Origin of the sequence: Pseudomonas sp. MPB03, assembly GCF_046605385.1 — a bacterium.
Classification (GTDB): Bacteria; Pseudomonadota; Gammaproteobacteria; order Pseudomonadales; family Pseudomonadaceae; genus Aquipseudomonas; species Aquipseudomonas zanjanensis.
Window position 1 is genome coordinate 4823058 of the sequence record NZ_CP176770.1, and the last position, 23936, is coordinate 4846993.

23 protein-coding genes are annotated in these 23936 nt (G+C 60.0%); 5 read left to right on the forward strand and 18 right to left on the reverse strand.

Annotated elements, in window-relative coordinates:
- Window positions 1-264: 264 nt before the first annotated feature.
- From ACLH0I_RS20700 to ACLH0I_RS20710, 3 genes are all read left to right on the forward strand, one after another.
- Window positions 265-954, forward strand: a complete 690-nt coding sequence (locus tag ACLH0I_RS20700) for a crotonase/enoyl-CoA hydratase family protein (protein WP_411385268.1) — start codon at window positions 265-267, stop codon at window positions 952-954.
- A gap of 353 nt (window positions 955-1307) precedes the next feature.
- Window positions 1308-2030, forward strand: coding sequence for a 1-acylglycerol-3-phosphate O-acyltransferase (locus tag ACLH0I_RS20705; RefSeq protein WP_186707232.1), 723 nt, complete (start codon window positions 1308-1310; stop codon window positions 2028-2030).
- A gap of 135 nt (window positions 2031-2165) precedes the next feature.
- Window positions 2166-3137, forward strand: a complete 972-nt coding sequence (locus ACLH0I_RS20710) for a magnesium and cobalt transport protein CorA (RefSeq protein ID WP_186707231.1) — start codon at window positions 2166-2168, stop codon at window positions 3135-3137.
- 76 nt (window positions 3138-3213) lie between these two features.
- Here ACLH0I_RS20710 and ACLH0I_RS20715 read toward each other — a convergent pair whose 3' ends face one another.
- From ACLH0I_RS20715 to ACLH0I_RS20725, 3 genes are all read right to left on the reverse strand, one after another.
- Window positions 3214-3948 carry an amidotransferase gene (locus ACLH0I_RS20715; protein WP_186707230.1) on the reverse strand — a complete coding sequence of 245 codons (735 nt, stop codon included), beginning with the start codon at window positions 3946-3948 and terminating at the stop codon, window positions 3214-3216.
- Between the two features lie 87 nt (window positions 3949-4035).
- Window positions 4036-6180 (reverse strand): 3-hydroxyacyl-CoA dehydrogenase NAD-binding domain-containing protein, encoded by a 2145-nt coding sequence (locus ACLH0I_RS20720; RefSeq protein ID WP_411385269.1) that lies wholly within the window; start codon window positions 6178-6180, stop codon window positions 4036-4038.
- A 24-nt stretch (window positions 6181-6204) separates the two neighbouring features.
- Complete coding sequence (locus tag ACLH0I_RS20725; RefSeq protein ID WP_186707228.1) at window positions 6205-7410, reverse strand: acetyl-CoA C-acetyltransferase; 1206 nt, start codon at window positions 7408-7410, stop codon at window positions 6205-6207.
- A gap of 609 nt (window positions 7411-8019) precedes the next feature.
- On the opposite strand from ACLH0I_RS20725, the gene ACLH0I_RS20730 reads away from it, so the two are divergent.
- Window positions 8020-8832 carry a c-type cytochrome gene (locus ACLH0I_RS20730; RefSeq protein ID WP_411385270.1) on the forward strand — a complete coding sequence of 271 codons (813 nt, stop codon included), beginning with the start codon at window positions 8020-8022 and terminating at the stop codon, window positions 8830-8832.
- Window positions 8833-8960: 128 nt separating this feature from the next.
- On the opposite strand, the gene ACLH0I_RS20735 is transcribed toward ACLH0I_RS20730, so the two are convergent.
- The 14 genes from ACLH0I_RS20735 to ACLH0I_RS20800 form a co-directional block, all read right to left on the reverse strand.
- Window positions 8961-9764 carry a transglutaminase family protein gene (locus ACLH0I_RS20735; protein ID WP_250962574.1) on the reverse strand — a complete coding sequence of 268 codons (804 nt, stop codon included), beginning with the start codon at window positions 9762-9764 and terminating at the stop codon, window positions 8961-8963.
- Window positions 9761-10711 carry an alpha-E domain-containing protein gene (locus ACLH0I_RS20740; RefSeq protein WP_186707225.1) on the reverse strand — a complete coding sequence of 317 codons (951 nt, stop codon included), beginning with the start codon at window positions 10709-10711 and terminating at the stop codon, window positions 9761-9763. Before ACLH0I_RS20740 ends, ACLH0I_RS20735 begins: the two co-directional genes overlap by 4 nt.
- Before the next feature lie 9 nt (window positions 10712-10720).
- Complete coding sequence (locus tag ACLH0I_RS20745) at window positions 10721-12130, reverse strand: circularly permuted type 2 ATP-grasp protein (protein WP_411385271.1); 1410 nt, start codon at window positions 12128-12130, stop codon at window positions 10721-10723.
- 501 nt (window positions 12131-12631) lie between these two features.
- Window positions 12632-12973, reverse strand: coding sequence for a ribonuclease E inhibitor RraB (locus tag ACLH0I_RS20750; RefSeq protein ID WP_411385272.1), 342 nt, complete (start codon window positions 12971-12973; stop codon window positions 12632-12634).
- 201 nt (window positions 12974-13174) lie between these two features.
- Window positions 13175-13411 carry a hypothetical protein gene (locus tag ACLH0I_RS20755; protein WP_186730199.1) on the reverse strand — a complete coding sequence of 79 codons (237 nt, stop codon included), beginning with the start codon at window positions 13409-13411 and terminating at the stop codon, window positions 13175-13177.
- A gap of 138 nt (window positions 13412-13549) precedes the next feature.
- The gene (locus tag ACLH0I_RS20760; RefSeq protein ID WP_250962570.1) at window positions 13550-14158 is read right to left on the reverse strand and encodes an START domain-containing protein; all 609 of its coding nucleotides are present in this window, start codon (window positions 14156-14158) and stop codon (window positions 13550-13552) included.
- A 53-nt stretch (window positions 14159-14211) separates the two neighbouring features.
- The gene (locus ACLH0I_RS20765; RefSeq protein ID WP_250962569.1) at window positions 14212-14466 is read right to left on the reverse strand and encodes a YkgJ family cysteine cluster protein; all 255 of its coding nucleotides are present in this window, start codon (window positions 14464-14466) and stop codon (window positions 14212-14214) included.
- A gap of 147 nt (window positions 14467-14613) precedes the next feature.
- On the reverse strand, window positions 14614-15090 hold the full coding sequence (locus ACLH0I_RS20770; protein ID WP_411387540.1) for a translation initiation factor 2: 477 nt from the start codon (window positions 15088-15090) through the stop codon (window positions 14614-14616).
- 85 nt (window positions 15091-15175) lie between these two features.
- Window positions 15176-16618, reverse strand: a complete 1443-nt coding sequence (locus tag ACLH0I_RS20775; protein ID WP_014339472.1) for a PLP-dependent aminotransferase family protein — start codon at window positions 16616-16618, stop codon at window positions 15176-15178.
- A gap of 200 nt (window positions 16619-16818) precedes the next feature.
- The gene (locus tag ACLH0I_RS20780; RefSeq protein WP_250962567.1) at window positions 16819-17628 is read right to left on the reverse strand and encodes an OmpA family protein; all 810 of its coding nucleotides are present in this window, start codon (window positions 17626-17628) and stop codon (window positions 16819-16821) included.
- Window positions 17625-17984 carry a DUF4398 domain-containing protein gene (locus ACLH0I_RS20785; RefSeq protein ID WP_186707219.1) on the reverse strand — a complete coding sequence of 120 codons (360 nt, stop codon included), beginning with the start codon at window positions 17982-17984 and terminating at the stop codon, window positions 17625-17627. Before ACLH0I_RS20785 ends, ACLH0I_RS20780 begins: the two co-directional genes overlap by 4 nt.
- Window positions 17985-17993: 9 nt before the next feature.
- Window positions 17994-18818 carry a substrate-binding periplasmic protein gene (locus ACLH0I_RS20790; protein ID WP_411385273.1) on the reverse strand — a complete coding sequence of 275 codons (825 nt, stop codon included), beginning with the start codon at window positions 18816-18818 and terminating at the stop codon, window positions 17994-17996.
- Window positions 18819-18894: 76 nt separating this feature from the next.
- Complete coding sequence (locus ACLH0I_RS20795; protein ID WP_053123770.1) at window positions 18895-19824, reverse strand: electron transfer flavoprotein subunit alpha/FixB family protein; 930 nt, start codon at window positions 19822-19824, stop codon at window positions 18895-18897.
- Window positions 19825-19826: 2 nt separating this feature from the next.
- Complete coding sequence (locus ACLH0I_RS20800; protein ID WP_003179445.1) at window positions 19827-20576, reverse strand: electron transfer flavoprotein subunit beta/FixA family protein; 750 nt, start codon at window positions 20574-20576, stop codon at window positions 19827-19829.
- A gap of 544 nt (window positions 20577-21120) precedes the next feature.
- On the opposite strand from ACLH0I_RS20800, the gene ACLH0I_RS20805 reads away from it, so the two are divergent.
- On the forward strand, window positions 21121-22785 hold the full coding sequence (locus tag ACLH0I_RS20805) for an electron transfer flavoprotein-ubiquinone oxidoreductase (RefSeq protein WP_411385274.1): 1665 nt from the start codon (window positions 21121-21123) through the stop codon (window positions 22783-22785).
- 183 nt (window positions 22786-22968) lie between these two features.
- On the opposite strand, the gene ACLH0I_RS20810 is transcribed toward ACLH0I_RS20805, so the two are convergent.
- Complete coding sequence (locus ACLH0I_RS20810) at window positions 22969-23859, reverse strand: AraC family transcriptional regulator (protein WP_250962564.1); 891 nt, start codon at window positions 23857-23859, stop codon at window positions 22969-22971.
- Between the last annotated feature and the right edge of the window lie 77 nt (window positions 23860-23936).

Sequence of the window (23936 nt, forward strand, 5' to 3'; positions counted from 1 at the left end):
GTCGAAAGCTTTTCCGATGGCAAAGGTTTTTTTCAGAATTTTCATGCGGTTAAGCTTCGTCGGGCATTCAAACGCGCCTGGACAGGGCAAACCGGCCAATCTTCGGGGTTGAATGGGTACTGCCCTATAGAGGAAGGCGTGGCGGGATGGGCGGGCCAGGCTGTTTGTCGAGCTTGGGGCTGACCGGTGAGTCAGTCACGGCGCTTTACCTGGCCTGCGGCGGTGGGTAACGTCTGCGACACTTCTCTTACAAGGAATAGCGTCATGAGCGACTTGATTGCCTACCATCTCGAAGACGGTATCGCGACCCTGACCTTGAACAACGGCAAGGTCAATGCCATCTCGCCGGATGTGATTGCCGCGTTCAACGCAGCGCTGGACCAGGCGACGGCGGATCGGGCGGTGGTGATCATTACCGGGCAGCCGGGGATTTTGTCGGGTGGTTACGATTTGAAGGTGATGACTGCCGGTCCCAAGGAAGCGGTGAGCCTGGTCACGGCTGGCTCGACACTGGCCCGTCGCCTGCTGTCGCACCCCTTCCCTGTCGTTGTCGCTTGCCCTGGGCATGCGGTAGCCAAAGGCGCGTTCCTGCTGCTGTCGGCTGATTACCGCATTGGTGTTGAAGGCCCGTTCAGCATTGGCCTGAACGAAGTGCAGATTGGCATGACCATGCACCATGCCGGTATTGAGCTGGCCCGTGATCGCCTGCGCAAGTCGGCCTTTCATCGCTCGGTGATCAATGCCGAGATGTTCAATCCCCAGGGCGCCGTGGATGCCGGTTTCCTCGACAAGGTGGTGTCGGCCGAAGAACTGCAGGGCGCAGCCCTGGAAGCTGCGCGTCTGCTGAAAAAAATCAACATGTCGGCCCACAAGAACACCAAGCTGAAAGTTCGCAAGGCGCTGCTGGAAACGCTGGACAGTGCGATTCTGCTGGATCAGGAGCATATGGGCTGACGCTCACAAATCACCCAAACATCATTGTGGCGAGGGAGCTTGCTCCCGCTCGGCTGCGCAGCAGTCGTAAACACTGCCAGCCGTTTTTCTGATGCTCCGTGTTGAATGGTTTTGGGGCTGCTGCGCAGCCCAGCGGGAGCAAGCTCCCTCGCCACAGATGAGCCTTTCCTTGGTGCTGGGCTTTTTCCTACATGGGCCGTTTAAAAATCCGCAACCGCTCTAGGACGCTTCTGGCGCACTATTTAGAAACATGTGCTTAAACATCGTCCATTTTCTACCTCTATAGGGGCAATTGCTGAAAACAGTGCACGTCCGTACACTGCGCCACCTTTTGTCCCGACGGGGCCCTGTAGATGCTGTTTGTATTGCGTATGTTGTTGATGGGCCTGCACTTTGTCCTGGCGGGTGTGCTTGGGGTGATTCTGGGCCTGTGCCGCCCCTTCAATCCGGACAACAGTCGTTTGTGCGCCAGGCTCTACGCGTTGCCGGCCATGTGCATTTTGCGCCTGCGGGTCCGGACGCAGGTCGACACGCTGGTGAATAAGCCCAACGGCTGCGTGATCATCGCCAATCACCAATCCAACTATGACCTATTCATGTTCGGCAACGTGGTGCCGCGCCGTACCGTGTGCATTGGCAAGAAGAGCCTGAAATGGGTGCCGCTGTTCGGGCAGTTGTTCTGGCTGGCGGGCAATGTGTTGATCGACCGCGGCAACGCGATCAAGGCGCGACAATCGATGCTGACCACCACTCATACGTTGCAGCATGAGGACACCTCGATCTGGGTCTTCCCGGAAGGCACGCGCAACCTGGGCGAGGACCTGCTGCCCTTCAAGAAAGGCGCATTCCAGATGGCCATCGCCGCCGGGGTCCCGATTATTCCGGTGTGCGTCAGCAGCTACATCAAGCACATGCGCCTCAATCGCTGGCGCAGTGGCGACATTCTCATACGCTCGTTGCCGGCAATTCCTACGGCCGGACTGAGCATGGATGACATGCCCCGGCTCATCGCCGAATGCCGCGAGCAGATGCGCGAATGCATCGCGACCATGGACCGGCAGTTGCAAGCCGCGTGAATGGAAAACCCGCCCTACGGCGGGTTTTCTTTTACCGCCGAACTCCGCAGATTTCACTGACTCTCAAGCAACAGGGCGCGTTAAGCTGAACGCTGCCTGCCACTGCCATTTTCCAATAAGAAGTGAACCACCATTATGGGTAGAGTCGTTGCCGCTGCGGTTTACAGCGCCGGTAAGAAAGTCACCAATATCACCCTCGACGAAGGCAGCGCCTGGGCTGCCAAACCGGGTCACTTTGTATGGATCGGTCTCGAAGAGCCCAGCACGCTGGAGCTGACCAACCTGCAGCGTCAATTCAACCTGCACGAACTGGCGATCGAAGACGCCATGGAGAAACACAGCCGCCCCAAGCTGGAGACCTTTGGTGATGCGCTGTTCATCGTCACGTATTCGCCGATACGCAAGGACGGCAAGCTGGAGTTCATCGAGACCCATATCTTTGCCGGCAAGGGCTACGTCATCACCGCTCGCAACGGCCATTCAGCGTCCTACGCCCACGTCCGACAGCGTTGTGAGGCACGTCCCCTCTTGCTGAAGCATGGGGAAGATTTCGTCCTCTACGCCATCCTTGATTTCGTGATTGAAAACTACCAGCCGGTAGGTGAAGCCATTCACGCCGAAATCGACGAGCTGGAACGTAACGTGTTGTGCAGCTCCCTGAACGAGCGGGATATCCAGAACCTGCACAGCTTGCGCCGCGACGTGTTGCGCCTGCGTCGCTATGCAGCACCCATGGTGGAAATCAGCGAAGAGCTGCAGCGACTCGACTTCCCCTTCATCGACAAGAACATGGGCCCGTACTTTCGCGATGTGCAGATTCATGTAACGCGGCAAATGGAAGACCTGGCGACCCTGGCCGACATCGCCAGCCAGACTATCGAAGTCGGCGTGCTGCTCGAAGCGTCGCGCCAGAGCGTGGTGCAACGCAAGTTCGCCGCTTGGGCGGCAATCCTGGCGTTTCCCACAGCCGTGGCCGGGATCTATGGGATGAACTTCGAAAATATGCCGGAGTTGGCCTGGCACTATGGGTATTTTCTGGTGCTTGGATTCATCGGAGTGGGGTGCACCGCTTTGTGGGCGAGTTTCAAGCGGTCGGGGTGGTTGTAGGCAAACATCATTCAGTGGGATTTGTGTGGCGTCCATCGCGAGCAAGCTCGCTCCCACATTAGACCGGGTGTGACCTTTAGGCTTGGCTGGTTTCAACCTGCGGCTTGTGCGCCACAAAACGCATCATCCACTCCGCCACTGTGGTGCCGTGGTGCTCATGGGCCAGGCTTGCCACGCCCTGGCTGTAGATTTGCTCGCCGAGGTGTTGCTGGCGAATCTCCAGCAAGGCCCGGGAGTAATCGTGGATAAACTCCGGGTGGCCCTGGAAGCACAGCACCTGGTCGTTGATGTGGTAGGCGGCGAACGGGCAGAAATCGCTGGAGGCGATGACGGTCGCGCTTTCGGGCAGTTCGGTGACCTGGTCCTGATGGCTGATCAGCAAGGTCAGTTCTTCCATCACCGGGCTCATCCACGGCGCCTTGGCGGCGAGTTTGTAGCGATGGGTGCCAACGCCCCAGCCTTGGGTAGCGCGTTCGGTCTTACCGCCCAGCAACAACGCCAACAGTTGATGACCGAAGCACACACCGAGCAATTTGTCGCCGCGCTGGTAGCGCTCCAGCAGGTAGGTCTTGAGGGTTTGAATCCAAGGGTCGGTGCCAAAGGAGTCCGCTTTGCTGCCGGTTACCAAGTAAGCGTCGAACGCCTCGTCATCGCTGGGGTAATGCCCCTCCATCACGTTGTACACGATGAATTCGGCCGCGATGGGCTGCTGTGAAAAAAGGCGCTGGAACATCTGCCCGTAACCCTGATATTGGTCGACCAGTTCCGGACGCAGGATATCGGTTTCCAGAATGCAGATGCGTAGCGACATAAAAAATACCTGACACGTGATGGGAATATTGCACACCCAGAGCCTGCCCTGAAACACGGTCCCAAGGCAAGCCCCTTCCCTGGTTTGTCAGAACAGTTCGTGCCGGGCGGCTTTCTCCAACAACAAGGCCGGTGGTGAGAAGCGTTCGCCGTATTGCTCGGCCAGGTACTGGGCACGACCGATAAAGTCCTGCAGGCCGTATTGGTTGATGAATTGCAGCGCGCCACCGGTCCAGGCCGCAAAGCCGATGCCAAGAATCGAGCCGACGTTGGCGTCGGCCGTCGAGGTCAGTACGCCCTCCTCCACGCAGCGCACGGTTTCCAGGGCCTGGATGAACAGCAGGCGATCCCGGATATCCTGCGGGGAAATCTGCCCGTCGACTTTCTCGAAGTGGCTCTTTAGCTGTGGCCAAAGATACTTTTGTCCAGTGGCCGGGTATTCGTAGAAGCCGGCGCCAGCGGCCTTGCCCGGACGCTTGTATTCGTTGAGCAGCAAATCAATCACGGCGAACGCAGGGTGCTCAGTCGGCGTTTTCCCTTCTGCACGCAGGTCCTTGGCGGTTTGCGTGCGGATATGGCTCATCAGGCCGAGGGAAACTTCGTCAGAGATCGCCAGAGGCCCGACCGGCATCCCGGCCTTGCGCGCTTCGGTCTCGATCATCGGCGCGCCCACGCCCTCGCCGAGCATGGCGATGCCTTCACTGGTAAAGGTGCCGAATACCCGCGACGTGAAGAAACCGCGACTGTCGTTGACCACAATCGGCGTCTTGTTGATCTGCAGGACAAAATCGAACCCCCGGGCCAGGGTCGTGTCACTGGTACGCGCGCCCCTGATGATCTCCACCAGGGGCATTTTTTCCACTGGGCTGAAGAAGTGCAGGCCAATGAACTTCGTCGGGTCCGGCACGGCCATGGCCAGGCCGGTGATAGGCAAGGTCGAGGTGTTGGAGGCGATCACCGCATCATCTCCCGCCACTGCCTGGGCGGCGGCCGACACGCTGGCTTTCAGGGCTCGATCTTCAAATACCGCTTCGATGATCAGGTCGCAACCGGCCAGGTCCGCGTGGCTGTCGGTGGGGTGAATCCGCGCCAGCGTGGCTTCGCGCTGCTCGGCAGTGAGTTGTCCGCGGGCGACCTTTTTATCCAGCAACGCCGCCGAACGGGCCTTGCCCTTCTCGGCTGCCGCTAGATCGACATCCTTCAGCACCACCGCAATGCCGGCCACGGCGCCAGCGTAAGCAATACCAGCCCCCATCATGCCCGCACCGAGCACGCCGACTTTTTTCGTCAGATACGGCGCCAAACCTTGTGGGCGAGAGCCGCCAGCCTTGATCTCGTTGAGCTGGAACCAGAAGGTGCCGATCAGGTTCTTCGCCACCTGGCCGGTGGTCAGTTCGGTGAAGTAGCGGGTTTCGATCAGGTGGGCAGTGTCGAAATCCACCTGGGCGCCCTCTACGGCCGCGCAGAGGATCTTCTCCGGTGCCGGCAAGCAGCCCTGGGTCTTGTTGCGCAGGATCGAGGGGGCGATTGCCAACATTTGCGCGACCTTCGGGTCGGACGGCGTGCCGCCCGGCAGTCGATAGCCCTTTGCGTCCCAGGGTTGCACGACGCTGGGGTTGGCGAGAATCCAGGCCCGGGCCTTGGCCAGCAGTTCGTCACGATCCTTCGCCAGCTCATCGATCAAACCCGCCTGCAGTGCTTGTTGCGCATTGACCTTCTTGCCCTCGAGCAGGTAGGGCAAGGCCTTTTCCAAGCCGAGCAGGCGCACCATCCGCACCACCCCACCGCCGCCCGGCAACAGGCCGAGGGTAACTTCCGGCAAGCCGAGCTGCACTGATGGCAGGTCCAGCGCCACACGATGATGGCAGGCCAGGCAGATCTCCCAACCCCCGCCAAGGGCTGCGCCATTGATGGCCGCCACCACGGGCTTGCCCAGGGTTTCCAAGGCACGCAGTTGCGCCTTGAGCAGCAGGACCCTGTCATAAAAAGCCTTGGCCTCGGGCTTGCCGACCTTGACCAGCTCGTTGAGGTCACCACCGGCAAAAAACGTGTGCTTGGCCGAGGTGATGATCACACCGGCAATCGAGTCCTTTTCAGCCTTCAAACGGGCGACGCAAGCGGCCATGGCCTCGCGGTAACGCGCATTCATAGTGTTGGCGCTCTGGCCCGGCATGTCCAGGGTCAGGACGACGATCCGGTCCTGGCCGGTTTCGTAACGGATGGCATCGGTCATGAAAGGTGTTCCTTGAAGTCGGGCTCAGAGGCGCTCGATGACGGTGGCAATGCCCATGCCGCCGCCGACACAGAGGGTCGCCAGGCCATAGCGCAGGCGACGCGCTTCCAACTCGTCGAGCAACGTGCCCAGGATTGCGCAGCCGGTGGCTCCCAAGGGATGTCCCAGGGCGATGGAACCACCATTGACGTTGACCTTGGCGGGATCGATGGCCATGTCCCGGATGAATTTGAGCACCACCGAGGCGAAGGCTTCGTTGACTTCGAACAGGTCGATGTCCTCCACCCGCAGCCCGGCCTTGGCCAGGGCCTTGCGGGTGGCCGGTGCCGGGCCGGTGAGCATGATGGTCGGGTCGGTGCTGGTGACGGCCGTGGCGACGATTCGCGCCCTGGGTTGCAGGCCCATGGCGCGCCCCTTGGCTTCGGAACCGATCAACATCAGCGCCGCACCGTCGACGATGCCGGAACTGTTGCCCGGCGTGTGCACATGATTGATTCGCTCGACATGGCTATACACCCGCAGCGCCGTGCCATCGAAACCCATCTGGCCCATGGCTTCGAAACTCGGCTTGAGCTTGCCCAGGCCGTCGAGCGTGGAGTCGGCGCGGATGAATTCGTCGTGGTCCAGCAGCACGATGCCATTCTGGTCCCGCACGGCGACCAGGGATTTATCGAACGAACCATCGGCCCGGGCGCGCGCGGCTTTTTGCTGGGAATGCAGTGCGTAACCGTCGACATCCTCGCGGCTGAAGCCTTCCAGGGTGGCGATCAGGTCGGCGCCGATACCCTGGGGAATGAAGTGGCCGTGCAGGTTTGACTGTGGGTCCAGCGCCCACGCACCGCCATCGCTGCCCATGGGCACCCGGGACATGGATTCGACACCGCCGGCCACCACCAGGTCTTCGAACCCGGAACGCACTTTCATGGCCGCCAGGTTCACCGCTTCCAGGCCCGAGGCGCAAAACCGATTGAGTTGCACGCCGGCCACGCTGACATCCCAATCGGCCACCAGCGCAGCCGTCTTGGCGATATCGGCGCCCTGCTCGCCCACCGGCGTCACGCACCCGAGCACGATGTCGTCGACCTGGCTGGTGTCCAGGTCCATACGCTGCTGCAAGGCACTGAGCAGGCCGCCCATCAGGTTCACCGGCTTGACGCTGTGCAAGGCACCATCGGCCTTGCCCTTGCCGCGAGGCGTGCGTAATGCGTCGAAAATCAAAGCTTGGGTCATGACCATCCTCGAAACCACGGGCGTAATGCGATGCCTCAACCATAAGCCCAGCGGCGCTGGATTCAATGACCACAGCGCTCAATGACGTTGACGACCACGCTCAGACGAACGGTAGCGAGCTATCGGGTTAACCGTTTCAGGAGGGCAAGCTGTCTAGCAAAAGGGCCAGCAGGAAGGTGGCAATACGCCTCATATCATTTTTATCGCTACTTGCTCAAAGCTGATACGAATTGGATCTAAGCCAAGGCGGCCGCGGCCCCTAATGTAATCCTTGTACAAGTAAGTCGTCGGGTTTTGCCGAGGCGCTTGTCGGAACAGGAAGTGCACCGCCAGCCATCATGGATATGCAGGCTGGTTTTTAGGAAATAACAAAAAGGCGGGTCAGCCATGTTCAAACAATCGAAAGTTCGCCAAGCCGGACTCATTCTCTTTGCCACGACGCTGCTGTTGATTTTGCCGAATATCACCAAGGTGATTGGCTAAACCCTGCGCGTGGGCACCTGCATCATCCAATGCGTTGTATCGCCAAAAAATGTGATGGGTTCACTGTTCGGGCTGCGATGGCTGTGCCAACCTTTGCGGCTCCCCTCGACATGGAAGGCGATCGACTTGAAAGCTCTCATTGTGTTCGGGGCGTTGCTGCTCAGCACGCCCCTTTATGCCGCGCAACTGGTGCTGGAGTTGGGCGCGAGCACGCGCACCTGGCAAACCGAAGAACTGCTCAAGCACCCGGATGTGCGAACGGTCCAGATTGCCGAGGACGTTTCCTACAAGAAACCCATGAGTTATCGAGCCGTGCCGCTGACTTCACTCCTGACGGGTATCCAGCCGGACGACCATCTGCAAGCCGTTGCCCTGGACGGATTCGCTGCCGAAATGCCCGCGGCGCCACTCCTCGACAAGAGCGGAGCCCGGGCCTGGCTGGCGATCGAGGACCCGGCCAAGCCTTGGCCGTCGCTGGGAGAAGGCAAGTCCAGTGCCGGGCCTTTTTATCTGGTCTGGACCGACCCGCAGGCGGGTCGGATCAGCCCGGAACAATGGCCCTACGCGGTGGCGAGCATCAAGCGTCTGTCGGCCGTGGCTGAGCGCTTCCCGGCCCTGCTGCCGGCGTCCGGGCTGGCCAAGGATGACCCGATCAACAAGGGTTTCGCACTGTTCCAGAAAAACTGCCTGGCGTGTCATCGGCTCAATGGCGCCGGCGATGCGCAGTTCGGTCCTGACTTGAACATTCCGTTCAATCCCACCGAATACTTCTCCGGGGATTTCCTCAAGCGCTACATCCGCGACCCGCAAGGCCTGCGACGCTGGCCACAGGGAAAAATGCCCGGGTTCTCCACAACAGTTCTGCCGGACCCAGAGCTGGAGTTGCTGGTGGGTTATTTGAAGCATATGGCGGGACGCAAGCAGCCATTGGCCCCGTGAGATCGCTTTTTTGTGGCGAGGGAGCTTGCTCCCGCTGGGCAGCGTAGCAGCCCCTTATAAGGCTTGCGAGCGCTTCGCACTCGAGCGGGAGCAAGCTCCCTCGCCACAAAAGCTCGCTCACTAAATGATCATTGTTGTTGCACCGTGATCACCGGCGCCGCTGTCACGACCAGCTTGGCGTGCATCTGCTCGCAACCGCCGCCGCGGCGCATGCCTCGCACCGGGCAGGCGTCCAGGTAATCCAGGCCCACGGCCAGTTTCAGGTGCCGCTCCGGACGGGCCAGTTGGTTGGTCACGTCAAAGCTGTACCAGGCGTCGTCCAACCAGGCTTCTGCCCAGGCATGACTCGCCAGGTGTTCGCTTTCTTCGTTGAACAGATACCCCGACACATAACGCGCCGGCACGCCCAGGCTACGGGCGCACGCCAGGAAGGCGTGGGTATGGTCCTGGCACACCCCGCTACGACCGGCAAAAGCCTGGGCCGCACTGGTCTCGATCGCCGTCGTGCCAGGGGTATAGATCATGTGCTGGTTCAGCCCCTGCATCAGGTCGATCAGCGCCGTACGATCGCGACGCTGCTGGCATTGCTGCGCGGCGAAGGTTCGAAGAGCCTCGTCCGCCTCGGTCAGCCGGGTGAAGCGCAGGAACGGCAGCGCCGACTGGCTTTCATGTTCGGCTTCGCGCGACGGATCGATATCCACCTGCCCGCGGGCGCCGATGATCACCGTTTCGTGGGGCTCATCCAGGGTCAGTACGTGCAGGATGTTTCCGAACGGATCCAGTTGCGCCCGCACAGGCCGTGGCAAATCAAGCTGCCAGCTCAGCACGTGCTGGCGTTCGCTGTCGTGGGGCGTCAGGCGCAGATATTGGATGCTGGCGCGAACCTGGTCTTCATAGTGGTAGGCCGTTTCGTGGCTGATCGAGAGTCTCATATGACCTCCAGGTAGGAACTGTGAATGGCATTGCCCAGTTCACGGACCAGTGGAATGAATTCGGTGAGCCAGGCATGCAGGCCCCCGTCGAGGATTTCGTTGATACCGGTGTAGCGCAGGCGTGCGTCCATTTCCGCCGCCAGCCGTTGTGCCTGCCGGCCGTTAGTGCCCGGCAGGCTGGCGAGGATCTGGTTGATTTCTTCAGTGCAGGCGCGCAGCGAGCGCGGCACGTCGGCGCGCAACAGCAGCAACTCCGCCACATGGCGAGCGCCCGGGGCTTCACGGTAGATCTCGGTGTAGGCCTCGAAGGACGACAAGGCCCGCAACAAGGCGCTCCATTGGTAGTACGCATGGGCCGTGCCGTCGCTGACCGCGTCGGCTTGGTCACCGGCCATTTCGTAACGGGCATCGAGCAAACGCAGGGTGTTGTCGGCCCTTTCGATAAAGGTCCCCAGGCGAATGAACCGGAACGCGTCGTTACGCATGATGGTGCCGTAGGTTGCGCCGCGAAACAGGTGCGAGCGCTCCTTGATCCACTCGCAGAAACGGCTCATGCCGTAGCGATTCAAACCTTGCTCGGCGATACCGCGAATTTCCAACCAGGTGGCATTGATGTTTTCCCACATGTCGGCGGTGATTCGCCCACGTACCGCGTGGGCACTGGCTCGCGCGGAGCCCAGGCAACTGTAGATGCTGGCTGGATTGGCCGCTTCCAGGGCAAAGAAATGCAGCAGGCGCTCGGCGTGCAGATCGCCGTGTCGCTCCCGGTAATCGTCCAGCGTGCCGGTGATCAGCAATGGCATGGCCAGCTCGTGCAGGCCGTCGCCACGCCCGTCCTGGGGCATCAACGACAATGAATAGCTCACGTCGAGCATCCGCGCGAGGTTCTCCGCCCGCTCCAGGTAGCGCGACATCCAGTACAGGTCCGAGGCGGTTCTACTCAGCATGGCAGTTCCTCAATCCTCGACCACCCAAGTGTCCTTGGTACCACCGCCCTGGGATGAATTCACCACCAGGGAGCCCTCGCGCAGCGCCACCCGTGTCAGCCCGCCAGGGACCACGCGGGTCTCGCGGCCGGCCAGCACGAACGGACGCAAGTCGATGTGGCGCGGGGCGATGCCGTTTTCGACAAAGGTCGGGCAGGTCGAGAGCGACAACGTCGGCTGGGCGATGTAGGCGTGCGGCTTGGCCTTGATCCGCTCGCGAAAGGCATCGATCTGCGCCGTGGTCGCGGCTGGCCCCACCAGCATTCCATAACCGCCGGAACCCTGGGTTTCCTTGACCACCAGGTCGGGAAGATTCGCCAGTACGTGGGAAAGCTCAGCGGGATTACGGCACTGCCAGGTAGGAACGTTCTTCAGGATCGGCTCTTCGTCCAGGTAAAAACGGATCATGTCGGTGACGAACGGGTACACCGATTTGTCATCCGCTACACCTGTGCCGATGGCATTGGCCAGCACCACATTGCCGGAGCGATAGGAGGACAACAGCCCCGGCACGCCGAGCATTGAATCTGGATTGAAGGCCAGGGGATCGAGGAACGCATCGTCGAGGCGACGGTAGATTACATCCACCGCTTTCGGGCCGTCGGTGGTGCGCATGAACACTTTGTCATCCCGGACGAACAGGTCGGCGCCTTCCACCAATTCCACGCCCATTTCCCGGGCGAGGAACGCGTGCTCGAAGAACGCGCTGTTGAAACGCCCCGGCGTCAGCACCACGACGCTGGGGTCGTCCAGTGGGCTGGAGCTTTTCAGGGTGTCGAGCAGCAGGTTCGGATAATGGTCAATGGGAGCGATGCGCTGGGCGGCGAACAGTTCGGGAAACAGGCGCATCATCATCTTGCGGTCTTCGAGCATGTAGCTGACACCGCTGGGCGTACGAAGATTGTCTTCGAGCACGTAGTACGTACCGTCACCGTCGCGCACCAGATCGACACCGCAAATGTGCGCATAGATGTCACGGTGCAGGTCCAGCCCCTGCATCGCCAGTTGATATTGCTCGTTGGCCAGCACCTGCTCGGCGGGAATGATGCCGGCGCGGATGATCCGTTGTTCGTGGTAGAGGTCGGCCAGGAACATGTTCAGCGCCTTGACCCGCTGGATGCAGCCGCGCTCCACCTCCCGCCATTCGCTGGCCGGAATGCTGCGCGGGATCGTGTCGAACGGAATCAGGCGCTCGGTCCCCTGTTCGTCACCGTAGAGCGTGAACGTAATGCCGGCACGATGAAACAACAGGTCGGCTTCGCGCCTGCGTTGCGCCAGCAGTTCGTCAGGCGTGTCGGCCAACCAGCGGGCAAACGCCTGGTAGTGCGGCCGGACCTGGCCGTCGGCGTCGTACATTTCATCAAAACCGCTGCGGATCATGCCGTACTCCTTGTCACCCTGGCAGCAAGCTTCGCAAGCCCCGTGCCATCGGCATAAACGCTTTATGATCAACGGGTTGGATTCTCCATTCTCAGGCCGCGCACTTTTATGGTGCGGCAAATCCCCCCAACCCGCTGCCCCCCGCTTCATTGCGACGCAGGGGCGTCGCTTTCATGAGCATAGTCACGGAAAAACGACGCGGCTTGGTCTCGATACAGTTAGGTACAAAACCTGGAGGAGAGGATGGTGGTGAGTCAGCGGGAAAGTGATGTTGGTTTGCGGCCGCCATCGCGAGCAAGCTCGCTCCCACAATGGATTATCGGTGAGCTCCCCTGTGGGAGCCGAGCTTGCTCGCGATGGCGTCGGCACATTCAACATTGATGCAAGCTGGCCCACCGTCATCGCGAGCAAGCTCGGCTCCCACAAAGGTCCCGGCTAGTCGCAGACATGAAAACGGCCGACACAAAGGTCAGCCGTTGCTGTGGTTGCGGTAACTGATTGTCAGGCCTGCAGGCGCCGGATCTCTTGCTTGACGCCCCACCCTTCGATCACGCCACCCAAAGGTTCGACGACGGCCTCGAAGTCTTGCTCGAAGTCGCCAATATCATCGTAAGTGGCGTACATCACCCGGCTCAGTTCCAATGACCAAGCCCCGTCGTCCCGTGCACTGATCTGCGCGTTCAACGATTCTCCCCGAAATTGACCTGCCGCCCTGCGCGCCCGCTCCTCGTCCGGGAAAATGGCGTAGAACTCAATGGGATGGAATCGGGAAAAATCGAAACCGCCTTCTTTCATGCGGCGCAATACGCTGGCGCTGATGTCTTCTTGATAGGCTGTGCTCATGAAACGTCCTCCTAAAACCGATGGATAGACTTTCCGTCTTCTCGTGCGTGAAGCCCGCAGGCTGCAAGCGATACGGCATCAAATGACCGTCGGGACACAAGCATGTAGCTGACAAGACCGGACCTTGGCGATCCTTTCGCTGATCTCAATTGCAGAGTAGCCGCAAGTGATGGCCACTGCCAAGCGAGACCAGGCAAGGTTTCATGAAATTGGTGTAATGCTGACGATTTCGATACTGTTCTGGGACTTGAGATTCTTGACCGTCGGGTCTTCGGTGCGGTTCTCCAAGTCGTTCATATCCAGCTTGTTGAGCACTGGAAGCAACCTTTCGCGAATCAGTTGGGCAGCCTGCTCCATGGTGGGCTTCTGGTCATAGTCGAACTGCTCGACGGTGGTTTCACCGTGATCGTCAATGAAAGTGATTTCCCACTTTTGCATCAGTGTCTCCTTGATCAATTCAGGACCTGGCTTACCTCTATCTCGACATTGGCGGCGGGACAATCGTTCCGCTGGAAGTTCGGACGGCACACATGAAAAGACCGCCTCGGGGGCGGTCTCTTCATCAGCGAATACTGTTTATTTTTCAGCGCGCTCTTTCAACGCTTTCAATGTATTAAACGGCGCATCCACCACGAACTTGTTGGCCACCATGGACGGTACGCTACCACCCGGCTCGGTATGGACCTGATAGATCACTTCGACCTGGTCTGCGCCCTTGGGGGTGAACTTCCAGAAACCGTCGACCTTGGTCACACGCACAAAACCCTTCTCCTCAGGCAAGTACTCAGGTAAGCCCTTGAGCTTGCGGGTCAGGCTGCCATCGGTGCCCTCCTCGGTCGTGACTTCCAGCACCGAGTCCCGGGGCGTCACCGGCCATGGCGTGTTGAACTGGGTGTAGGTCCAGCTCTGATTGCCTTCGTGCTTGAGCAGTTTCTGGCTCTTGCACTCATGAATCCAGGCGCAGGCGCCCGCTACGTCCTCTTGCAAGCTGCGCAGCTTGGCCATGGAGGTTTTCATCACTGTCACGCCACGATAAGCCTTGTACTCGGAGCCCGCTACTTCACTGAGGGAAACCTTGATGCCGTCCTTCTCCTTGGCAACCTGCCAGTCTTCTGCCTGAGCGGTGGCCGTTGCCAGCAATACGGTCAACCCACACAACACAGCCATACGATGCAGCGAACCCATAGTGTTTTCCTTATTGTCCAAGTTCGTTTATTTCGGATCCGTTCATTGACCCATCACGCTGCCGTGACTTGCTCCCACCAACCGATCAAGCGGATGGCCTCTTCACTGCTGTCGCCGCACACCTCGATGTCGGCTTCGAACGCCGAGCATACCGCCGGACGCTCCGACTGGCCGAAGATCTGGCACAGGTTATCGACGGACAATTGCACGCACCGTTCTCCCGCAGGCTTGCCTAGGGGCATCCCAGGGATAGGCGAACTGATAGAGGGGGCGATGCAACAGGCACCACAGCCTTCACGGCATTTCACGACAACCACATCCTCGCGACAGTAATGATGAGTAACAGAACACAGAGTAACGGCTAAAACACCCGTTTTAAATTCCCGCCTGCGTGTTTTTTTGCCCTTGGCGAGATGACCGAACGGTCAGTGACGAGCGGCACGCCTGTGAGAGGCCTACTGCTTGAATTCAAACTCCAGCGCCGCACCTTCCACCTCATTACGCTCCTGATTGCGCAGCGGCAGTTGCATTTCATTGCTCAACAGCCGGCCATTGAGCTGGAACGGTCCGGGCTTATCTCCAAACATTGACGGCAAGAGCGGTTCACGCTTGGGCGGCTGCACTTTACCCGGTGGCTGCAGTTCCTCGACCATGTCATGGGGCAGGCTCAAGTCCAGCTTGGCCGGCGGCAATGGGGTCTTGGCGACTTCACGGGCGGATTTGCTCTTGGAGGCGATGGGCGCGCGCTTTTTCTTCGCCGCAGTCGCCTTTTTAGGGGAAGGCTTCTTGGCCGCTGTGTTTTTTTTCGGCCCGTCTTTCGTGGCACTGGCGGCCGGTTTTTCCTGCGTCGAAGCCGCCACGGCAATGCCTCCCATTTGGAAGGCACTCAACAGGCCGATCAAAACCCAGGCAACAGGAACAATGGCTTTCATAGACACAACGGCACTGACGGCAGAGATCCCCATGCTCGCCTGATAATCAGGCGCTGACAAGCACATCAAGCTAAGCCGCTGATTTCTATAGGAACCCGTTGGCCGTCTCTTGGCACAATTGCGTCGCCAACAACCCCAGCGTCATCAGGGCCCGCTCTGCCTCGCGGTTCCAGGGTGTGCCGCAGTTCAAGCGAATGCAGTGGTTGAACTGCTCGGTGTTGCTGAAAATAAGCCCTGGGGCGATGCTGATGCCTTGTTGCAACGCCCGCACATGCAATTCCTGGGTATTGACCCGCCCCGGTAGACTGACCCACAGGATGAACCCGCCAGTGGGACGGCTCATTTGCGTGCCTTCGGGGAAATACTGTTGCACCGCCAGCTGGAAAGCGCTGAGGTTCTTGCGGTACTCCTGGCGGATATAGCGCAAATGTCGGTCATAGCCGCCGTTTTCCAGGTACGCGGCAATGCCCATTTGCGTGACGCTGCACGCCGAGTGAGTGCTGAAGGTCTGGAGCCGCTGTATTTCCTGCTGGAATTTCCCCGCGATCATCCAGCCGATGCGCACGCCCGGTGACAATGTCTTGGAAAAACTCGAACAATAGATGACCCGATCCAGCCGGTCGTAGGCCTTGAGGGCCTTGGTGCGGCCCTGCTCGAACATCAGCTCGCCATAGATATCGTCCTCGACGATCTGGATATCGAAGTCCGACGCCAGGCGCAGCAACTGCTTTTGTCGCTCTTCGGGCATGGTGCCGCCGAGGGGATTGCTCAGGCGCGTGGTCAGCACCAAGGCCTTGATCGACCACTGGTTGGCCGCCAACTGCAAGGCCTCCAGGCTCATACCGGTAACCGGGTCGCTGGGAATCTCGATGACCTTGAGCCCCAACAGATCCGCCAGTTGCAGCAAGCCGTAGTAGGTCGGCGACTCGGCGGCGATCAAGTCCCCCGGCCGCGTCAGCACCCGCAAGGACATCTGCAACGCATCGACACAGCCATGGGTAATCACGACTTCGGAAGGGTCCACCACGACACCGGCATCGCGCATGCGAATCGCCACTTGACGCCGCAACGGCTCGAAGCCCGGGCTGAACATGTAGCTGAACGCCCGCGGGCTGTGGAAACGCGTGACCTTGGCCAATTGCTGATGCAGGGCCCGAACCGGCAGATAGTCGACGCTCGGCACCGCCGCGCCCAGGGGGAATACCCCTTCGCGGCGCGACTCGACCAATACCTGCTGGATGATGCTGCTGCGCGTCACCAGCCCCGGACGCTCAACCCGGGCAATGTCCGGCGTCGGTGCAGTCAGGGCCGGCGTCTGGTGAACGTAGTAGCCCGATTGCGGCCGTGCGCGAATCAGCCCCTGGTCTTCAAGGTTCGCATAGGCCTGCAGCACCGTGGCGTGGCTGACGTTGAGCTGCGAGCTCATCTTGCGCACCGAAGGCACACGTTCACCAGGCTGATACACACCGCGCCGGATGTCTTCAGCCAGCTGTTGAGCAATACGTTGATAGAGCAGGAGGTTGGTCATGACGCAGCACTCGATTTCACGGGCATTTTATTCTTGTCGGAAACGATACCGGAACAGTTTAGAAGTGTACTGGGACAGTTGCCAGATTACTCGACAGTACAGTGGAGTGACAGCTCTAACTGTACTCATCCTGCATCGATTGCAGGGCCAAAAAAACCCGGCGCCTTTTACAGGGGCCGGGTTTTCCAGTGACGCAGCCCTTAGCGGGCGGCGCCGAGCTGGCCTTTTTCGTCGGAGAACACAATTTCAACGCGACGGTTCTGTGCCCGGCCACGCTCGGAAGCGTTGACGTCTACCGGATACTCATCACCGTAGCCTTCGACCTGGATGCGCTTTTCATCAATCCCCAAGTCCACCAGCACATCTGCCACCGACTGTGCGCGGTCGCGGGACAGCTTGAGGTTTTCCTGCTTGCCGCCGGTGCTGTCGGTGTACCCCTCGATACGCACCACGCGCTTGGGATTGAGCTGCAAGAACTGCACGATCTTGAGCACGACCCGGTTGGCCGAGTTTTTCAGTTCCGCTTCGCCGGTGTCGAACAGCACGTCACCCAAGGTCATCACCAAGCCGCGATCAGTCTGGGTGGTCGCCATCGCCATGATCTGTTCTTCGAGCCATTTGCCCTGCTGCTGCACGCTCAACAATTTGGACTCACGCAAGGCCAATTGCAGGCGCTGGCGCTCCAGTTCGAGCTTCGCCGCACGCTCTTCGTTGAGCACCTGGTTGCTGTGCTCTCGGGCGATCGCACTGTAGCGCTGGCTCAGGTAGGCGTAATGCTGCACATCCTCACCGCTGCCCCAGTAGCTGGACAGGCGATCGGCACGGGCCAGGGACTCGCCAGCGCGGATCACATCCCGGGGCGCGGCACGCAATACGTTGGCGTCTTCCTTGACCTTCTGGAAATCGGTGCTGGCCTGTTCGAGCGCCGCTTCGCTGCGCTGGCCGGCGCAGCCATACAAGCTGGCAAGGCTGGCGAGGACCAGGCCGCCCAATACGTGGGAGTGCTTCATTGGGCATCCTCCCTCAATTGTTTGCGCAAGCGCTTGATGCGGGTGTCGAGCACGTTCAGTTGCTCCTGGCTCTTGAGGGTCAGCACCTTAGCTTCGGCCAGTCGGGCGTCGAGTTCAGCCTGTTCGGCCCGCATGCGCGCCTTCTTGTAGGATTCGTCTGCCATGTTGGATTTGGCGCGGGCGAATTTTTCTTCAGCCAGTTTCAATTCGGGCACTTCGTCGACGGTGGCGCCAACGGCCCGGGCTTGCTTCAATGCCTGTTCGGTCAGGCGGATCTGTTCATTCGGCGCCGGATCGGCTGCGCAGCCCGCCAGAGCCAGAACGGCCAGGGCAGCGAAAAGAGGTCGAATAGTCACTAATGTTCCCTACTGTTTGGGGGCACTGACAGGTGGCTGCAACTGTGTGTTCCAACGCTCGAGATTGCGCTGCAACACAGCCTCCGTCAGACCGGACGCGGCCAATTCTGTCATCTTTTGCGCCAGCTGTCCGCGTAACCATGGGTCATTGCAGGCGGAGTTATGGGAAACCGCGAGGAACAGCCCGGGCTTATCCACCGGTTGCGATGCGGCTTGCAGGTCGCTGGCCATCCCCAGTGTCTGCGCCATCGCCAGGCCCGAATAGCGCCCTGCCAGGACATATTCCACCTCTCCCAACAGCAATTTCTGAAAGGCCTGGGTCAGGTTGGGCGTGCGCACCAGGGATAGTTTCTGCTCGGCAAAGACGCCAAATTCCTGGGTCATGCGAGACTTTTCCGACAAGGCGCCGGAGTGACCGTGAAGATCTTCGGGCTGGTTGATGTCCAGGCTCGAGTCCTTGCGTGTCCAGACCAGGTAATCGTTTTCCAGCAAGGGCGGATGAACGTAATCCAGCGCATCAAGCCCGGTGGCGGTCAGCGGAGCGTCGGTGAGCAGGTCCATGCGCCCACTGCGCACTTCGTCCAGCGCCTGGGCGCGCTTGCCGGCATACAGCAGTTCGATTTTGATCCCCAGCTCCGCCCCGACGTGCGCCAGCAGATCGGCACCGGCACCGATCAGGTGCTTGGGGTCTTGAGGGTCTTGCCAGAGGTAAGGCGGTGCGTCCGGGCTGCCGGTGGCGATCAGTCGTTCACATTTGCCGGCGGCGAAAGACAGGCCCGGCACGAACGCCAACGCCCACAGCAACCACCAGCCGGTCAAGCGGCGCAGATCCATGGCGATAAGCTCCTCTGATGCGGAAAATAAAAAGCCCGGCCAAAGGGCCGGGCTCTTTATAAGTGAAGACGCCGGATTAGACCAGCTTCTCCAGCTCGGGGATGGCTTCGAACAAGTCCGCTACCAAGCCGTAGTCAGCCACCTGGAAGATCGGCGCTTCTTCATCCTTGTTGATCGCAACGATCACCTTGGAATCTTTCATGCCGGCCAGGTGCTGGATCGCGCCAGAGATACCGACGGCGATGTACAGCTGTGGCGCAACGATCTTGCCGGTCTGGCCGACCTGCATGTCGTTCGGCACGAAACCGGCGTCGACCGCGGCGCGGGAAGCACCGACGGCGGCGCCCAGCTTGTCGGCCAGGGCGTACAGGTGCTTGAAGTTGTCACCGTTCTGCATGCCGCGACCGCCGGAAACGACGATCTTGGCAGCGGTCAGTTCAGGACGGTCGGACTTGGCCAGTTCTTCGTTGACGAAGCTGGAGATGCCGGCGTCGTGAGCAGCGCCTACGGCTTCAACCGCAGCCGAGCCACCTTCGGCGGCAACCGGGTCGAAACCGGTGGCACGGACGGTGATGACCTTGATCGCAGCGGTCGATTGCACGGTGGCAATGGCGTTGCCGGCGTAGATCGGACGCTTGAAGGTGTCAGCGCTTTCTACCGAGATGATCTCGGAGATCTGGTCGACGTCCAGCGCGGCAGCAACGCGCGGCAGGATGTTCTTGCCGTTCGAGGTGGCGGCAGCCAGGATGTGGCTGTAGCCCTTGCCCAGCTCGGCAACCAATGGAGCAACGTTTTCCGGCAACTGGTGAGCGTAGGCGGCGTTGTCGGCCGACAGCACTTTTGCCACGCCAGCGATTTTCGCAGCGGCTTCGGCAACGGCGCTTGCGCCCTGCCCGGCCACCAGGACGTGCACGTCACCACCAATTTTGGCAGCGGCTGCAACGGTGTTCAGCGTGGCCGGAGCCAGCGCCTTGTTATCGTGTTCGGCGATTACCAAGATAGTCATAGTCAGATTACCTTCGCTTCGTTTTTCAGTTTCTCGACCAGTTCAGCCACCGACTTGACCTTGATGCCCGCGCTGCGTGCAGCCGGCGCTTCGACTTTGACGGTCTTGTTGGTGGAGGCGGTGGAAACACCCAAAGCATCCGGAGTCAGCACTTCAAGCGGCTTCTTCTTGGCTTTCATGATGTTTGGCAACGACGCATAACGCGGCTCGTTCAAACGCAGGTCGGTGGTGACGATGGCCGGCAGTTTCAGGGAAACGGTCTGCGCGCCGCCGTCGATCTCGCGGGTCACGGCAACGCTGTCGCCGGACACTTCGACTTTCGAAGCGAAGGTGCCCTGACCGTAGCCGCTCAATGCCGCGAGCATCTGGCCGGTCTGGTTGTTGTCGCTGTCGATGGCCTGTTTGCCGAGGATCACCAGCGATGGCTGTTCCTTGTCAACGACGGCCTTGAGCAGCTTGGCCACGGCCAGGGAGGTCAGGTCTTCGGCGGATTCGACGAGGATGGCGCGATCGGCACCCAGGGCCAGCGCGGTGCGCAGTTGTTCCTGGGCGGTGGTCGGGCCGATGGAGACGACGACGATTTCCGTTGCCACGCCTTTCTCTTTCAGGCGGACGGCTTCTTCCACGGCGATTTCGCAGAAGGGGTTCATCGACATCTTGACGTTGGCGAGGTCGACGCCGGAGTTGTCCGCCTTGACGCGAACCTTGACGTTATAGTCGACCACTCGTTTGACAGCTACAAGAACCTTCATGGATTCCTCGTTACTCTCCGGTGAAAAAAAGTCGCCTAGGCGAACCTGGCGGTTGATGCTCATGGGCGCAAGGGCACCTCTAAAAACGCCGGCATGAACCACACATGACCCAGCTCACGGGAGTGAAGACCATTCGTCAGTGATGACCGATGAGTCATTCATTATCGCGGCGTGTAAACTGCGCCTGGGAACCGCGCAATACGTCACTTTGTGCTGCCTTCGCCCTGTCTTTAGAGGTGCTCTTGGAACCAACAGTCAGCCTACGGCGAGCGCAAAACCGCCCGTATCTTGACCGGAACGCCTATTCCGGTCAATACGGCAAAATGGTCAGTCATAAGCCGTACGTCAGTGATTTATCTGGGCTGCGGCAATTTCAAACAAACGTTTGTATTGGACCCTGAGAGTGGTGTAGATATAATGCGCCGCTTAAGAGAGACCCGCGTTTCATCCATTGCCGCTTTCGTCGCTTTTCGCGAAGGAAACAACGGATGCAACGCCAAACCTCCAATTAGAAAAACTGTGAGCCTTGAGTAGGAGATAGCCTGTGGAACGCGAATACATGGAATTCGACGTGGTCATCGTCGGTGCCGGCCCCGCTGGCCTGTCTGCCGCTTGCCGACTGAAACAGAAGGCCGCCGAAGCCGGTAAGGAAATCAGCGTCTGCGTGGTCGAAAAAGGTTCCGAAGTCGGCGCGCACATCCTCTCCGGCGCGGTGTTCGAGCCCCGCGCCTTGAATGAGCTGTTCCCGGACTGGAAAGAACTCGGCGCACCGTTGAACACGCCCGTCGTACGCGATGACATTTATGTCCTGAGAAACGCCGAGGCCGCGAGCAAAATCCCTGACTTCTTTGTGCCCAAGACCATGCACAACGAAGGCAACTATATTATTTCCCTGGGCAACCTGTGCCGCTGGCTGGCCCAGCAAGCCGAGAACCTGGGCGTGGAAATCTACCCGGGCTTCGCCGCCCAGGAAGCGCTGTTCGACGAAAACGGCGTGGTTCGCGGAATCATCACCGGCGACTTGGGTGTCGACCGCGAAGGCAATCCAAAGGAAGGCCTCTACACCCCCGGCATGGAATTGCGTGGCAAATACACGCTATTCGCCGAAGGCTGCCGTGGTCACATCGGCAAGCAACTGATCAAGCGCTTCAACCTGGACAGCGAGGCCGACGCCCAGCACTACGGCATCGGCTTGAAGGAAATCTGGGAAATCGACCCGGCCAAGCATCAACCCGGCCTGGTGGTGCACACTGCTGGCTGGCCGCTGGACATCATGGGCACCGAGAACACCGGCGGATCCTTCCTCTATCACCTGGAAAACAACCAGGTGGTGGTCGGCCTGATTATCGACCTGTCCTACAGCAACACCTTCCTGTCGCCGTTCGACGAGTTCCAGCGCCTCAAGCACCACCCGGTGCTCAAGCAGTACCTGGAAGGCGGCAAACGCGTCAGCTACGGCGCCCGTGCCATCTGCAAGGGCGGCCTGAACTCGCTGCCGAAAATGGTCTTCAAGGGCGGCGCACTGATCGGTTGCGACCTCGGCACCCTGAACTTCGCCAAGATCAAGGGCAGCCACACCGCCATGAAATCCGGCATGCTCGCCGCCGAGGCCGTGGCCGATCGCCTGTTCGTCGAATCCGAAGGCGGCGATGAACTGACCGCCTACGTCGACAGCTTCAAGAACAGCTGGCTGTACGAAGAACTGTTCGCCAGCCGCAACTTCGGTGCGGCGATCCACAAATACGGCGCAATCATCGGTGGCGGTTTCAACTGGCTCGACCAGAACATTTTCGGTGGCAAGATTCCGTTCACCCTGCATGACAACAAGCCCGACTATGCGTGCCTGAAACTGGCAGCCGATTGCAAGAAGATCGACTACCCGAAACCGGACGGCAAGATCAGCTTCGACAAACTCAGCTCGGTGTTCATCTCCGGTACCAACCACGAAGAAGAACAACCCTGCCACCTGAAGCTGACCGACCCGAGCATCCCGATCAGCAAGAACCTGCCGCTGTACGACGAACCGGCCCAGCGCTACTGCCCGGCTGGCGTGTACGAAGTGGTGACCAAGGAAGACGGCGAGAAGCGCTTCCAGATCAACGCCCAGAACTGCGTCCACTGCAAGACCTGCGACATCAAGGACCCTGCGCAGAACATCACCTGGGTATCGCCGGAAGGCGCTGGCGGGCCGACTTACCCGAACATGTAAGCCGACACGCCGAACATCGAGGCTCCCGCAATGGGGGCCTTTTTGTTGCCCCCGATTCAAAAAACACCGCAACCCCATGTGGGAGCGAGCTTGCTCGCGATAGCTATTGTTCATTCAACAAAGATGTCGACTGATACACCGCTATCGCGAGCAAGCTCGCTCCCACAAGGGACATTCAAAAGGTCAGGCCGCGCGCTCTTCCCCGGGATTGCGCTCGAAGTAGCGCTTGTATTCGCGACTGAATTGCGACGGGCTCTGATACCCCACCTGGTGCGCGACGTGGGCCACACTCATGCCCTCGCACATCAGCAGGCGCTGAGCCTTGAGCAGGCGCAACCGCTTGAGGTACTGCACCGGCGACAGCAAGGTGCTGCGCTTGAAATGCTCATGGAAGGTCGAAGCGCTCATGTTCGCGCAACTGGCCAAGGTCTCGACGTTCAGTGGCTCGGTGAAATGCGCATGCAGATGGCTCAGGGCCGCGGCAATCCGGGCAAACTGGCCTTGCTGCTCCACCAGCGCCCGCAGCACATCAGCCTGGGGACCGCGCAACGCGACGAACAGCAACTCCCGCAATCGTGCCTGGCCCATGACCTGGCATTCCAGCGGATCGTGCAGGCAGCGCAACAAGCGCTCGACACACCCACGCATGGCGTCATCGAGCACTGCGCAGGTCATGGATTCCGGTGTCTGGGGCGGTAGATTCCGCCCTGGCATCAATCCCATGGAAAGCACCAACTCCCCCAACATCGCCCGGTCGATCGCAACGGAAACGCCATACAGCGGAGCATTGGGCATGGCATAGGTTTCGCATTCGAACGGCACCGGCAAGGCCTGGATCAGATAATGCCCGGCGCCATATTCCATTGTGCGTGGCCCCAGGTAGGCCAGTTTGCTGCCCTGGGCAATGATCACCAGGCTCGGTTCGTAGAGCTGTGGGCCACGAGCGACGTCCTGGCTGGCGCGCAAAGCATGCACGCCGGGCAGCGGTGTAGGGACAAAACCGTCGCGGGTCGCCAAGGGTTCGATCAGTGAAACCAGCGTGGCGTTGGCATCAAGATGGCGGGTCAACAACATGGTCGAAAACTTCACGGAAAATGGGATGAAACCATCATCGCAGGTCTGGCGTCACATGGAATCAAATCCTGGCCAAT